General features: G+C 62.5%; 7 protein-coding genes. 1 reads left to right on the top strand and 6 read right to left on the bottom strand.

The features are described 5' to 3' along the window. Positions 1-305 precede the first annotated feature (305 nt). The 5 genes from BEN49_RS03335 to BEN49_RS03315 form a co-directional block, all read right to left on the bottom strand. Positions 306-1,262: a glycosyl hydrolase gene (locus tag BEN49_RS03335; RefSeq protein WP_204376042.1), complete on the bottom strand. Its 957-nt coding sequence runs from the start codon at positions 1,260-1,262 to the stop codon at positions 306-308. A 110-nt stretch (positions 1,263-1,372) separates the two neighbouring features. After that, positions 1,373-3,829 carry a glycoside hydrolase family 3 C-terminal domain-containing protein gene (locus BEN49_RS03330; RefSeq protein WP_083325725.1) on the bottom strand — a complete coding sequence of 819 codons (2,457 nt, stop codon included), beginning with the start codon at positions 3,827-3,829 and terminating at the stop codon, positions 1,373-1,375. 49 nt (positions 3,830-3,878) lie between these two features. After that, positions 3,879-5,279: a glycoside hydrolase family 30 protein gene (locus BEN49_RS03325; protein ID WP_070740726.1), complete on the bottom strand. Its 1,401-nt coding sequence runs from the start codon at positions 5,277-5,279 to the stop codon at positions 3,879-3,881. Between the two features lie 111 nt (positions 5,280-5,390). Further along, the gene (locus BEN49_RS03320) at positions 5,391-6,893 is read right to left on the bottom strand and encodes a RagB/SusD family nutrient uptake outer membrane protein (protein ID WP_070740723.1); all 1,503 of its coding nucleotides are present in this window, start codon (positions 6,891-6,893) and stop codon (positions 5,391-5,393) included. Positions 6,894-6,992: 99 nt separating this feature from the next. After that, the gene (locus BEN49_RS03315; protein WP_070740720.1) at positions 6,993-10,214 is read right to left on the bottom strand and encodes a SusC/RagA family TonB-linked outer membrane protein; all 3,222 of its coding nucleotides are present in this window, start codon (positions 10,212-10,214) and stop codon (positions 6,993-6,995) included. Between the two features lie 519 nt (positions 10,215-10,733). Here BEN49_RS03315 and BEN49_RS03310 point away from each other — a divergent pair. Continuing rightward, the gene (locus tag BEN49_RS03310; RefSeq protein WP_070740717.1) at positions 10,734-13,589 is read left to right on the top strand and encodes a TIM-barrel domain-containing protein; all 2,856 of its coding nucleotides are present in this window, start codon (positions 10,734-10,736) and stop codon (positions 13,587-13,589) included. Between the two features lie 160 nt (positions 13,590-13,749). Here BEN49_RS03310 and BEN49_RS30760 read toward each other — a convergent pair whose 3' ends face one another. Further along, positions 13,750-13,896, bottom strand: a complete 147-nt coding sequence (locus BEN49_RS30760; RefSeq protein ID WP_369073199.1) for a hypothetical protein — start codon at positions 13,894-13,896, stop codon at positions 13,750-13,752. Positions 13,897-13,941 lie beyond the last annotated feature (45 nt).

Raw genomic sequence — 13,941 nt, 5'->3', positions numbered from 1 at the left:
CACCACTACGCCCGCCGCCTCGGGGGCCCCGCTGAGCCCCGACGCCTCGTCGCCGGGCCTTGCCTCGGACGACCGGGTGCGCCTGGGCCAGCAAAAGGACAAGAGCGACCAGCTCCCCAAGCGCAAAAACCGCCGGGCCAAGGAAAAAGACCTGCCGAAGCCGAGTAACTAATGCGGTTTTAACAGCTGCAAAAAAGCCCCGTCGCACACTGTGCGGTGGGGCTTTTCTGTGGTAGCAAGCGGCCAACACGCCGTTGCATTGGTTGCTCGGGAATACTTATTGCCACGATGGGACCCCGAGGGCCCTAGTATTTTGGCAGCTCATCCAGCGTAAGTACCCGCGGGTCGTTGTAGAGCGTTTTGATGGCTTCGGCAGAGTTCTTTTCCGGTAACAGCTCCGCCCAAGCCATGAAGAACACCCAGCGGGGCTGTGCAGCCAGCACGGCGGGCGTGGGCAGCACGGCGCACTCGCCGATGGCCATGGGTTTGGGCCCCACGATGGGGCGGATGTAGTCGTACCACGATTGGTCGTAGCCCTGGCCGTACACGTCGAAGGCAAACACGTCCCAGTATTTATCGCCAGGGTTGTACTGCGCAAAGTCGCGGCGCAGGTCCTGCATGTCCCACACCCACACCAAGTTGGTGAGGCCCTTGGTGGTACGCAGGTAGTCGTGCGTGATTTGGTAGAGACGTGCCGTGCCCTGGGGCCCCGGGCGGCCGCCCCACCAGAACTTGCCCTGGTTCATCTCGTGCAGCGGCCGAAACAGCACTTCCACGTGCCGGTCTTTGAGGTACTGCAAGTACACGGCGATGTCGTCCATCCGGGCTTGCCAGGCCTTGTTCAGGGCTGTGCCGTCGGTGACGAGCTCCCGCCACTGCGCATCGGTGAGGGGCGCGTTCATCAGGCCGGGGTCCCAGCCGCAGGGCTCGCCGGAGCCCGGGGGGCAGGCGTGCCACATCAGGTTGACGACCGCGCCGCGCCGCCACTGCCGCTCGGCTTCTTTGATCATTGTCCAGCGCTGGTCGATGTTTTCCTGCTGGAACAGGAAGTCGCCGCTCCACAGCGCCGGGTACTTGCCGGTGGTGCGAAACACGTAATCGGTCCACTTGGTGGGCTCGGCGCTGGGCTCGCGGTTATGCTGCCCTGCCAGCGTGTGGGTACCCGCAATGCGCTGCAAATAGGCCAGCACCCGGGGCAGCGCCTGGGCGGGGCTGCGGGTGGGCAGCAGCGCCAGAAGCGGAAGTAAAACGCGGAACCGCATGGGTGGGAAGCAGTAAAACAGCGGAAGAATAGGGCCCCGGCCGGCCCGGAAATTACTGCGCCCCCGCCGGACCAAGTCCAACGGGGGCGCAGGGAACGGGGCGCGGGCGGTTATTTCGCCGCCGCGCTCATCTCCGTGATGGGGGCCTGGGGGGCCAGCAGCTTGCGGCTTTTCTCCACCGTCACGGCCTGGGGCACCTGGAAAGTGGCCGCCTCCTTGATAGCGAGCGACGAGGCCCCCACGCGCACCGTGTACGTGCCGGCGTCGGCTACCCACGACTCGGTGGCGGTGTTGTAGGAGGCCAGGTCGGCGGCGGTAAGGGTGAAGGTGAGGGTTTGCGACTGGCCGGGGGCCAGCAGGCCGGTTTTGGCGAAGGCTTTCAGCTCGATTTCTGGCTTGGCCAGGGCCCCGGTGGGGGCGTGCACGTAGAGCTGGGCCACTTCCTTGCCGGCCACCTTGCCGCTGTTCGTTACCTGGATGCTGGCCGTGATTTTGCCCGCCAGGGTGGGGGCGCTCAACTTGAGCTTGCCGTAGGTGAAGGTGGTGTAGCTCAGGCCGTAGCCGAACTCGTAGGCCGGCTTCACCTTGAAGGTGCTGTAGTAGCGGTAGCCTACATAAATCCCTTCTTGGTAGGTGTTTTCCGAGGGCTTGCCCATGAACGAATTGCCGCCGGCGCTGGCATCCAGCAGCTTGCCGGGGTAGTCGGTGCTGTAGGGCACGTCCTTGTAAGCCACGGGGAAGGTGGTGGCCAGCTTGCCCGAGGGGTTGGTTTTGCCGCTAAGCACGTCGGCCATGGCGTTGCCGCCCTCTTGGCCGGGCTGCCAGGCCAGCAGAATGGCGTCGACCTGGTTGCGCCAGCTGGCCATTTCTACCACGCCGCCGGTGTTGATGACGACAATAACTTTCTTGTTCTGGGCGTGAAACGCGGTGGCTACTTGCTTTAATAGAGCCTGTTCGGCGGCGGTGAGGGTGAAATCGTCGGTTTCCTGGCGGTCGCCGCCCTCGCCGGCGCTGCGGCCCAGCGTCACCACGGCCACGTCGGCCGCCTGGGCGGTTTGCGCCAGGCCCAGCGCCTCGGCCGCCATTTCTGGGATGACCGGGGCGGGGTCGAGCAGGCCGCGGGTTTTGGGTAGCTTGGCCTTCTCGTTCCGCAGATGCTGGGCGTATCCCTGGCTGAGCCGGGCATCGGCGGTGTAGCCGGCGCTGGCCAGGCCCTGGGCCAACGAAACGGTGTAGGCGCGGTTCACGTCGCCGCTGCCGGTGCCGCCGGCAATCAGGTTGTAGGAAGCGTTGCCGAACAGGGCCACTTTGCGGCCGGCGGCCAGGGGCAGGGCCCCGGCTTCGTTGCGCAGCAGCACCATGCTTTCGGCGGCGGCCTGGCGGGCCACGGCGGCGTCAGCCTTCAGGGCCGGCTGGCTGGTGTACTTGTGGCCTTTGAAGGTGGGCGACTTGAGGACCAACTCCAGCACGCGCGTCACGTTCGCGTCGAGTTGGGCGGGGGTGAGGGCCCCGCTTTTCAGGGCCCCCAGGATGGCCTGGGTTTGGGTGTACACGCCGGGCATCAGCAGGTCGTTGCCGGCCTTGAGCTGGGCCACCGCGTCGTGGCCGCCGTACCAGTCGGTCATCACCAGGCCTTTAAAGCCCCATTCTTGCCGCAGCAGAGTGGTGAGCAGGTCGTGGCTCTCGGAGGTGTAGGTGCCGTTCACCTTGTTGTACGACGACATCACCGTCCAGGGCTGCGACGTTTTCACAGCAATTTGGAAGCCGCGCAGGTAGATTTCCCGCAGGGCCCGCTCGCTCACGTGCGAGTTAAGCTGCATGCGGTTGAACTCCTGGTTGTTCACGGCAAAGTGCTTGATGGACGTGCCCACGCCGTTCGACTCGATGCCGTTCACGAAGGCCGCGGCCATGTGGCCGGCTACCACGGGGTCTTCCGAGTAGTACTCGAAATTGCGCCCGCCCAGCGGGTTGCGGTGGATGTTCATGCCCGGCGCCAGCAGCACGTCGATGCCAAAGTCGCGCACCTCGCTGCCGAAGGCCACGCCCACCTTGTGCACCAGCGCCGTGTCCCAGCTGCTGGCCAGCAGCGTGGCCACCGGGAAGGCCGTGGCGTAGTAGGTTTTGGTGCTGTCCTTGCCCCGGATAGCGTCGATGCGCACGCCCGCGGGCCCGTCGGAGAGCGTGAGCAACGGAATGCCGAGCCGCGGCACGGCGTGCGAGCGGCCGGCCGCGCCGGGTACTTTCTCGGGAATCTTGTCGTCGCCGGGGTTGCCGGCGGGCAGCATCCCGGGCGGGAAGCCGGCGGGGTAAAAGCCCATGCCCACCACTAGCTGCACTTTCTCTTCGGGCGTGAGGGCCGCCAGCACTTCCTTGAGGCTGGCCTTGCCCAGTTGGGGCGCGCCCTTGGCTGGGGCTTTGGCGGGAGCGGTGGCCGTGGCGGGCGTTTTGGTTTGGGCCACAGCCGGCGCGGCGCCGCTTAGCAGCACAGTGGCCGCCAGCAGGCGCAGCGGCGCCGGGGCGGTGAATTCGGAACGAAGCTTGCGCTTCTTCTTGGGAAGTGCGGACATTGGTTTGGGAATGAAAAGTGGAGAAGGACGGGGCCCCAGGGGGCCGGGACTAGCGCAGCACCAAGGTACTGAACGAGTCGGCGGGCAGTTGCGGCGCGAATGTGCGCGTGCCCACCCGGATGGCCACGGTGCGGGCCACCGCGTCGGGGTTTTGGAGTATTACTACGATGCTACGGTCGGGGTTTTGAAACGCCAGCAAATTAGCATAGGGGCCCCGGGCGGGCAAGCGCCGAGCCCCCGGCCGCACGTAGTGGCTCAGGTGCTTCATCAAGTAGTATTCGTGTGTCCACTGGTAAGTGTGGGCGGCTTCGTCCACGGCCACCAGCGAGTTTTGGCGCCAGCCCCAGCGGCTGAGGCCCCCTTGCTTGAGCGAAATGTTCCAGTACAAGTAGGCGTTGGCGCCGTTGCCGAGGTACTGCTTCATCAGGTCCCAGGTGTAGCGGCAGTACTTCCAGTCGTTCTGGCCGTCGCCGCACTCCTGCTCCGATTGGTACAAAGCTAGGTCGGGGTAGCGGCGGTGAATGCCCGCAATGGCCGCCTTGCCGGCCCACTGGAAGCCCACACCGTGCACGTAGGGTGCGCTGCGCGGGTCGCGCAATACGGTGTCCACCAGTGCCTCATTGGGCCGCTCCATGGTGCCGAAGAAAATGTCGGTTTTGCTGGGCGCCATCTGGGGCCCCAGGTAGCCGATGAAACGGGCCAGCCCGGTAGCAGTCCAGGGGCAGCTGGGGAACACTTGCGCCGAGTTGAACTCGTTCTGCGGCATCACCATGCCGATGGTAATGCCCTCGGCTTTATAGGCTTCTATGAACTTGCGGAAGTACAAGGCGTAGGCCGTGAAGTACATATCGTCCTGAATAAACAGGTTATGGCCTTCTTTGCCCTGGCGGTCCACCGGCAGGCCATTGTCGGCTAGGGTCGGAAACACCTTCTTATACTCGGGCAGCACGGCCGCGGCGGCGTAGTGGTGGTTGGTCTTCATCCAGGTGGGCGGGCTCCAGGGCGAGGCCCACAGCCGCAGGGCCGGGTACTGCCCCTGGGCCTGCTTGATGAACGGAATCAGCGTCTCGCGGTCGTTAGCGATGCTGAAGTTGGCCATCGAAAAGTCGCCCGGCGTCTCGTCGTACGAGTACCAATCGCGCGAGAAGTCGTTGGCCCCCACCGGCATCCGGCAAATGGTGAAGTTGGCCCCCACGCCCGGCGCAAACAGCTCCCGAAAAATGCCGGCGCGGTCGGCCGGCTTTAGCAAAGCCAGCGACGTCCACCCCAGCTCGTTGAAGCAGGCGCCGAAGCCGGTGATGGTTTGCGCCGGATTAGTCAGGTCGATTTCGGCGTCGGCGGGGCCCCGGGCGGCGGTGGCGCGCGGCGCGGGCTGGGTGCGCCAGGGGGCCGTGGCGGTGGTCGTAACCCAGGCCGTGGCTTGGGCCAGGGCCCCAGGGCCCCAGCGCAAGGGCGGCGCCGGCGAGTAGTTTTAGCAGCATACAGGTAAGTAACGCAATTGACCAGAAAAAAGAACGACCGCTAAAATTAGCGGCCGTTCGGTTAGCAAAGAAGGAGCAGGTTAGTACCCGGGGTTCTGCGTGAGGTTGGGGTTCACGTCACGCTCGGCCTGCGGGATGGGCATCAGGTCGTTGAAGGACTTAATGCCTTTAGAAATCAGGCTGGGGTTGGTCAGCAGCGTTTTCGTGCGCTTCAGGTCGTACCAGCGGTCCATCTCGAAGGCAAATTCGTAGCGGCGTTCCTTCAGCACGGTGGCTTGGCTGGTGTTGGTGGCAGGGGGCAGGCCTGCACGGCTACGCACGGTATTGAGAGCCGCCAGCGCGCCGGTACCGCCGGCCTCTGCCTTGATGAGGTACATTTCGGAGAGGCGCAGGATGGGCACGTTCAGGGGCGAATCCCAGATGGTGGACAAGCCACCGGCGTAGAACTTGCGGATGTTGTAGCCGTTCGGGCTACCCTGTAGGCTGGTGGGCTGCACCTGCACCTTACCGCTGTTGTCCAACGGGCCGTCGGTGTATAGGTCGCCGGGTACAAACACGGTCGCCGCTTTGCGCTTGTCGCCGGCCTCGTAGCCGTCCATGAATTCCTTTTCGGGAATGTTGTAGCCGTAGCCACCGCTGCTTACCACGTAAGGATTGCCAAAGAAACGGGCCCCCCAGAACTCGTTGATCGCCGAACCCGGCCCTTCGAGAATGTACAGGTTTAGGCCGCTTTTGAACTGCACTTCAAACAGCGACTCCTGGCCGTTTTCATTAGCTACCTTGAAATTGTCGGCGTAGTTAGGCCACAACTTTTTGCCATCGGCCAAGGCCGCGGTGATGGTCGCATCGGCCTGCGTGGCCGCGTTGGTCATGTCGTTCTGCGTGAGGTACACCTTGGCTAAGAGGCCCATCGCCGAGAGCTTGCTGGCCCGGCCAATGTCTTCGCCCGTGTAGGTGGAGGGCAGCGGCAGATTCTTGATGGCATCGTTCAAGTCAATGATAATCTGCGCGTACACCATCGCCGCCGGGTCGCGGGACAGGCTGGAAGCTTCGGCCGGGCCCGCGGGGGGGGTTAGCACTAGGGGCACATCGCCGTAGGTCCGCACCAGGTAGAAGTAGTACAAGGCTCGCAGAAACGCCGCCTCGCCCATCGACCGGGTTTTAATGTTCGCGTCAATCACCGCGATTTCGGGCACGTGCAGCAGCACCTGGTTGGCGGCGCCAATGCCCAGGTAAGCCCGCTGAAAGAGGTCGGTGGTGGTGGGGTTGTTGGGCGGAATGGAGAAGTTATCGACCTGCTGAAACTCGATGCCGTCGGTGCCACCCCCGCCGCCGGTGGTGGAGTTGTCCGCCATGATGTCCATGATCCAGAGCGCGTGGTTCACGAAGCCAGCCTGCTGCAACTGGGTGTACGCCGCGGTAGTGGCTTGCAGGGCCGCGGTCTGGGTCGTGTAAAACGTTTCGTTTGAAGCCGCGTTGCGCGGCTGTAGCTCCAGGTAGTCTTTGGTGCAGCTGGTACCGAGCAGCCCGAGCGTGAGCAGCGCGGTGCCCAGGGCATGCTTTTTTAAAGATAAAGCGTTCATCTATGTGGGATATTAAAAGTCAGGAACGAGAAAAGTAAATCAGAACTGCTGGTTGGTGGCCAAGTAGTTAGCTATTGACTACCAACCAGCAGTTCCAGCTTAGAAGCCGAAATTTACCCCGGCTAGAAAGACGCGGGCTTGGGGGTAGATGCCGCGGTCAACACCCAGGCTGTTGCCTTGGTTGCCCAACTCCGGGTCAAACCCGGTGTACTTGGTGAAAGTGAGCAGGTTCTGGGCACTCACGTACACCCGAACGCGCTGGCCGTGCAGCGTCGTCAGCAGCGACTGGGGCAGGTTGTAGCCCAGTGTGAGCAGCTTAATGCGCGCGTAGGAGCCGTTCTCTATGAAGTGGCTCGAAACGCGGTTGTTCTGGTTCGGGTCTTGCAACACGGCGCGGGGCACGTCGTTGCTCGTGCCGGTACCGGTCCAGCGGTCTAGGGCGATGGTGCCCCCGTTGGAGGCCGCCGCTAGGCCGAAGCCTTCGAGGTAGTAGCGGTTCAGGTTGTACACGTCGTTGCCCTGCGAGCCTTGCAGAAACACGTTCAGGTCGAAACCTTTGAAGGCAAACGTGTTATTCAGGCCATAAGTGAACTTTGGGTTTGGATTACCGATGAACGTGCGGTCGTCGCCGTTAACGACGCCATCGCCGTTCAAGTCCTTGAACTTGATATCGCCAGCCCGCGTGCCCGAAGCCTGGTAAAATCCAGTGGGCGACTGGGTATTCAGCGCGGCCAACTCGTCGGCCGATTGGATAATGCCATCGGATGCATAACCGTAGAATTCGCCAATGGGCTGGCCTACGTCGAAGCGCGTCAGGCTGCCGCCACCCCGGATGCCCTGCCCAGGAAATGGTGCGCCGCCACCCAGCGAGGTAACCTGGCTGCGGTAGCCCGATATGTTCAGGGTGGTGCTCCACGTGAAGCCATCGCCGGAATTCACGAAGTTATTAGTGGTCACTGACAGGTCAACACCCCGGTTACGGGAAGCGGCCGCGTTGGTCGGTACTGCTTCGCGGGTGCCCGAAACGTAGGACGCCGGCACAAAAAGCAGCAGGTTGGGCGAGGTACGGGTGTACAGGTCAAGCGAAGCGCTTACGCGGTTCTGGAACAGGCCCAGGTCCACGCCCACGTTGTACTGGATGTTGTTTTCCCAGGCAATATTGGGGTTGGGCAAGCGGGTGGCGATGCTGCCCTGGGACAGGTTCTGAGCACCCGAGCCGAAGACGTAGCCCGTGCCCGGCCCGCCATACGAGCTGACCGAGGAGTTGACGAGGGCCGTGTAGGCAAAGCTGCCCGCGTTTAGGGGGTTACCTACCTTGCCGTAGCCCAGGCGCAGCTTCAGGTTGCTGACGGTGCTCGCGTCCTTGAGGAAGCTTTCCTCCGAGATGCGCCAGCCCGCCGATACACCGGGGAAGAAGCCGATGCTGTTGTCGCGACCAAAGGCCGACGAGCCGTCGAAACGAGCAATGGCCTGGAACAGGTACTTGCCGGCAAAATCGTAGTTCAGGCGGCCGAAGTAACTAAGCAGCCGGCTCTGGCCATTACCGCCACCGTTGGCTATCTGGGCGTTGATTGGGCCCGCATCCAGCAGCCGAAGGGTGTTGGTTTGGTAGCCGGTGCGGCTGCCGTTCAGGTAGAAGTAGTCGAACTGCTGGGCCGACTGGCCAAGCAGGAAGGTCAGGTTGTGCTTTTCAGCGAAGAGGTGGCTGTAGGTAGCCGTGTTTTCAATCAGGTAGCTGGGGTTGTAGTTGGAGGCGCTGCTGGCGAAGGCGTTCTGCGTCGTGTACTTCGCCGAATTGAGCAGGGAAGGGCTGTACTGGTCGTTCTGGTTGAACTGCAGGTCGGCCCCTACGCTGCTACGCAAACGCAGGCCCTTAATGGGCTCCAGTTCGGCATAAAACGTGGTCGTAACGCGGTTACGGTTGTTTTTATTGGTCTGCCGCAACGCTTTCGTCACTGGGTTTTCCTCGCCGAAGTTGTCCTCTGCCGTGCTGCCAAACTCGTAAAATCCGCCGTTAGCGTCGTAGATCGGCAGGAAAGGCGGCGCTTGGATGGACAGTTGGATAGGGCCCCCGAACTCGTCGTTTTCGCCGTTCAACGGGTGCTCTTCCTGGTGGCTAAAGGCAATCGTGTTGCCAATCTTGAGGGATTTTGATAGATTAACCTCGCCATTGGAACGCAGCGTGAAGCGCTGGAAATCGGAGCCGATAATGGTGCCGTTTTGCTGGAAGTAGCCCGCGCTAATTGCGTAACGCGCCTTTTCGCTGCCGCCCGTGGCCGAAACGGAATAGTTCTGAATCCGGGCCGGGTGAAAAATAGCGTCTAGGAAGTTGGTCGAGGGCAGGGCCGCAATTTTGGCGGGCGTGTTAAACCGGGAGTTGAACGGCGCGGGCGAGAAGGTTGGGTCGGCAGCGTTCTGCGCGTTCCAGTTGGTCGTGGCTTCGTTGTTGAGCGTAGCGTACTGCTGCGAATTGAGCAAGCCCACCTGGCGCCACACGTTCTGCACGCCCGCGTACGCATCGATGTTGATGTTGGAGGTGCCGGCCTTGCCGCGCTTGGTCGTAATCAGCACCACGCCGTTGGCGGCACGCAAGCCGTAGATGGCCGTGGCCGAGGCGTCCTTCAGCACATCGATGGTTTCGATGTCGTTCGGGTTGATGTTGTTGATTTCCGTACCGTTGTCCGCGGAAGGCAGTGGGAAACCGTCTACTACGTAGAGCGGCGAGTTGTTGCCAGCCGAGGTAATGCCGCGCACTCGGATGGATGTACCGCCCTGCCCGCCCGGCGAGCCACCGTTGGATGTAACCTGCACGCCCGCTGCGCGGCCCTGGATGGCCTGCGCCGGGTCGGCTACCGGCTGGGTGGCAATATCGCGGCCCGACACCGATGCCACGGCGCCCGTCACGCTCTGGCGCTCCTGGGTACCATAGCCCACTACTACAATTTCACTCAGGGCCTGGGCATCTTCCTTCAACGCTACGGTTAGGTTGCTGTTAGCTCCCGTAATGGCGACCTCCTGGCGGGCATAGCCCACGTTGCTGAACACCAAGGTGCCGCCCTCGGGTACGTCAAGAGTAAAGCGGCCGCTAGCGTCGGTGTTAGTGCCGGTGGTGGTGCCTTTCACGAGCACCGTCACGCCGGGCAGGCCCTCGCCGTTGGGCTGCGTCACGCGGCCCGACACGGGCACGGTTGCCACCGTGTAGCGGTGTACCGTGGGCAGCAGCACGGCTCCACGGGCGGCGGGCGCCACGGCCAGCGGCAACCCTAGGGTTGCCAAGAGCATGGCGCGCTGCGAAAATAAGTGCATGTAAGAATTTTGCATACAGTTGAAAAAGTGGGGGTAAAAAGGAAAAGAGGTGTGGAAGACGGGCGAGTCCAGTTGAACACCTACCCGGTGGCAACAAGCATGGAACCGTTACTATATTTATTTTATTCACCTATGCAATTGATTGCATAGGTGCTTTTGAGTAGGGCGTCAAACAATTACGAAAGAGTCAATGAATGAATGTTTTAAGTCATCGCTTAACTTGTCCTGACAATCGATTGCTAAAGATATACCAGGTTTTGCAAATACTCATTAGGCGCAGCTTATGTTGTGCGCCGTGCAGCGCTACCACCCCACGTTGTAAGCGCCATCGAAGCCTTGCGCAGCCGTTAGCCAGCATTGGAGTGGGCCCCTAGGGCCTACTGCTGCTGCCACGGTAAGCAATGGCCGCTGCGGAACAGGTACACTGCCCGCAATGGGTGCTACTGGGGCCCCAAAGGCGCACAATATTAGGTGCCAATGCGACCCGGGAGCTCGGCCATGCGTTATTTGCACCACACAAACGTTTGTAGAAAAATGCCTAATTCTTCGGCCGGCCTCCGGCTAGGATTCCTTGCGGCCCTGGCCCTACCCGCCGCGGCCCAGTCGCCCACCGTGCAGCGCCTGCCCGACGGCGTCCTTGTTCACCTGCCGCCGGCTCGTGCGCTGGCCGTGCGCACCGTGCGGCTGCAAGTGGTGGCCAATAACATTGTGCATGTGCGCAGCAGCCCGCTCGACTCGGTATCGTCGGTGGCTAGCCTGATGGCCGTAGCGCCCCAGGGGCCCCCAGTCTCCTGGCAGTTCAAGCAGAAGAAAGGGGAGGCCACCCTGAGTACTGCCACGCTCAACGCCACCGTGGCGCTGGCTACGGGGGCCGTCACCTTCACTGATAAGAAAGGGAACGTGCTGCTGGCTGAACCGGCCGGCGGGGGCGCGTCGTTCATGCCAGTGCAGGCCGATGGGCAGGCGTTTTACCAAGTGCGCCAGGTGTTTGCCTCGCCCGCCGACGAGGGGCTGTACGGCCTGGGCCAGCACCAGAACGGGGTGATGAACTATAAGGGCCAGCAAGTGGACCTGACCCAGAACAACACCGACGTGGCCGTGCCCTTCCTGCTCTCGAGCCGGAACTACGGCATTCTGTGGGACAATTACTCCATCACGAAGGCCGGCGACAGCCGTGACTACGAGCCGCTGAACACGCTCAAGCTGTTCTCGAAAGAGGGCAACGAGGGCTGGCTCACGGCTACTTACGTCAAGAAGGATAAGCCCAGCGAGGTGCTGTTCCAGCGGCCCGAATCCGTCATTCAGTACGACTTTTTGGAGGACCAGAAGAACTTCCCGGTGGGGCTGAAGCTGGGCGACGCGCTGGCCACCTGGGAGGGCAGTATTGCGTCGGAAACCACGGGCCTGCACCACTTTTTACTGCGCAACGCGGGCTACGCCAAGCTCTACATCGACGGCAAGCTGATGGTAGACAAGTGGCGCCAGGCCTGGAACCCGGGCACGGCGCTGGTGCCGCTCGACATGGTGAAGGGCCGCAAGTACACCCTGAAGCTGGAGTGGAACCCCGACGGCAGCGAGTCGTACCTCGGCCTGCAGTGGCTGAGCCCGCTGGTGGGCGGGGCCCAAAACGAGTACTCGTTCCGCTCAGAAGCGGGGCGCGACATCAACTACTACTTCGTGCAGGGCACGCCCGATGAGGTAATTAGCGGCTACCGCACCCTCACGGGGCCCGCGCCCATCATGCCCCGGTGGGCCCTGGGCTTCTGGCAGAGCCGGGAGCGCTACAAAACCCAGCAGGAGATGCTGGACGTGGCCGCCGAGTTTCGCAAGCGCCAGATTCCCATCGACAACATCGTGCTCGACTGGTCGTACTGGAAGCCCGACGCTTGGGGCAGCCAGGAGTTCGACCCCAGCCGCTTCCCCGACCCCGACGGGCTCATCAAGACGCTGCACGAGCGCGACCACCTGCACTTCATGATTTCGGTGTGGCCGAAGTTCTACGAAGGCGCTTCTACTTACAAGGCGTTCAACGACAAGGGGTACTTGTTCAAGCGCAACATTGCCGACCGCACCAAGGACTGGATTGCCCCGGGCTACACCTCCACGTTCTACGACGCCTTCAACCCGGCGGCGCGCACGGCGTTCTGGGACTTGCTCAGCACCAAGCTGTTTAACAAGGGAATTGATGCTTGGTGGATGGACGCCTCGGAGCCCGACATCTACTCCAACACCACGGTGGCCACGCGCAAGGCCCTGATGACGCCCACTTTCCTGGGGCCCTCCACGCAGTACTTCAATGCCTTCCCACTGCAAAACGCCAAGGGCATTTACGAAGGGCAGCGCGGCACGGCGCCCAACCAGCGGGTGTTTCTGCTGACGCGCTCGGGCTACGCCGGCTCGCAACGCTACGCGGCGGCCATTTGGAGCGGCGACATTGGGGCCCGTTGGGAAGACTTTAAGAACCAGATTCCGGCCGGCCTGAACTTCTCGCTCTCGGGCCTGCCGTACTGGACGTCCGACATCGGCGGCTTTGCCGTGGAGCGGCGCTACGAGCACCCCAACGCCACCGACCAGGAAGAGTGGCGCGAGCTGCAAACCCGCTGGTACCAGTACGGCGCGTTTTGCCCCCTGTTCCGGGTGCACGGGCAGTTTCCGTACCGCGAAATCTTCAACGTGGCCCCGGCTGGCCACCCGGCCTACGAGAGCATGCTGTACTACGACCAGCTGCGCTACCGACTGATGCCCTACATCTACTCGCTGGCCGGGCAGGCCCACCACCAAAACTCGACCTTGATGCGCGGGCTGGTGCTCGATTTTAACGCCGACCCGGCCGTGCGCAACATCGCCGACCAGTTCATGTTCGGCCCCAGCCTGCTCGTGAACCCGGTGACCAATTATAAGGCCCGCAACCGGAAGCTGTACCTGCCGGCCACCACCGGCTGGTTCGATTTCTACTCGGGCAAGTACCTGCCCGGCGGCCAATCCCTGACGGCCGACGCGCCCCTGGAGCGCATGCCGCTTTACGTAAAAGAAGGCTCGATTCTGCCCTTTGGTCCGGCCGTGCAGTACACCGCCGAAAAGACCGCCGACCCTATCACGCTCTACGTGTACACAGGCAAGGACGCGGCCTTCACGCTCTACGAAGACGAGGGCACGAACTACAACTACGAAAAGGGCGCCTTCGCCAACATCCCGCTCAGCTACGACGAACGCGCCAAAACCCTGACCATTGGGGCCCGGCAGGGTACCTTTCCTGGCATGGCGGCCCAGCGCAACTTCCGGGTGGTGTGGGTGAGCAAGGACCAGCCCACCGCCTGGGCCCCTGATGCGGCTGCTGGGGCCCCCACCGTGCAGTACGCCGGCAGTGCCGTTACCGTCAAAATGAATTAGCTTCCCACCCAAAACTGCGCGGGGGGGCCCGCGCGAATAGTCTTTCTTATTCCTGTTTTCTATGTCTCTTTTTTCCATTCGCGCCCAAGCCCTGGTGGCCGCGGCGTTGTTTTGCGCCGCCGGCGCGGCTTCGGCCCAAACTAAAAAAGCCCTGGCTTCCTTACCGGCTTTCTCCACGATGTCGATGGTGTCGGAGAGGTACACGCGGGCCATGTCCAACTCGCGGCTCAGGGCCTCCTCGCCTTGGTGGCAATTCCTTCTCCACGCGCAGCAGGGTGCTTTCGGCCACGTAGGTTTTGATGGCCATGTCGGCGATATTAGTCAGCACTTCCTGCTCTTTGGCGAGGGAGTT

It is taken from the genome of Hymenobacter coccineus, assembly GCF_001816125.1.
Classification (GTDB): domain Bacteria; phylum Bacteroidota; class Bacteroidia; order Cytophagales; family Hymenobacteraceae; genus Hymenobacter; species Hymenobacter coccineus.
Note: the sequence above shows the minus strand (reverse complement) of the source record. Positions and strands in the feature narration are given on the sequence as shown.

Excerpts from the sequence above, each read along its gene's own strand:
- BEN49_RS03335 (WP_204376042.1), bottom strand. The coding sequence starts at position 1,262 with ATGCGGTTCCGCGTTTTACTTCCGCTTCTGGCGCTGCTGCCCACCCGC.
- BEN49_RS03330 (WP_083325725.1), bottom strand. The coding sequence starts at position 3,829 with ATGTCCGCACTTCCCAAGAAGAAGCGCAAGCTTCGTTCCGAATTCACC.
- BEN49_RS03320 (WP_070740723.1), bottom strand. The coding sequence starts at position 6,893 with ATGAACGCTTTATCTTTAAAAAAGCATGCCCTGGGCACCGCGCTGCTC.
- BEN49_RS03315 (WP_070740720.1), bottom strand. The coding sequence starts at position 10,214 with ATGCAAAATTCTTACATGCACTTATTTTCGCAGCGCGCCATGCTCTTG.
- BEN49_RS03310 (WP_070740717.1), top strand. The coding sequence starts at position 10,734 with ATGCCTAATTCTTCGGCCGGCCTCCGGCTAGGATTCCTTGCGGCCCTG.
- BEN49_RS30760 (WP_369073199.1), bottom strand. The coding sequence starts at position 13,896 with ATGGCCATCAAAACCTACGTGGCCGAAAGCACCCTGCTGCGCGTGGAG.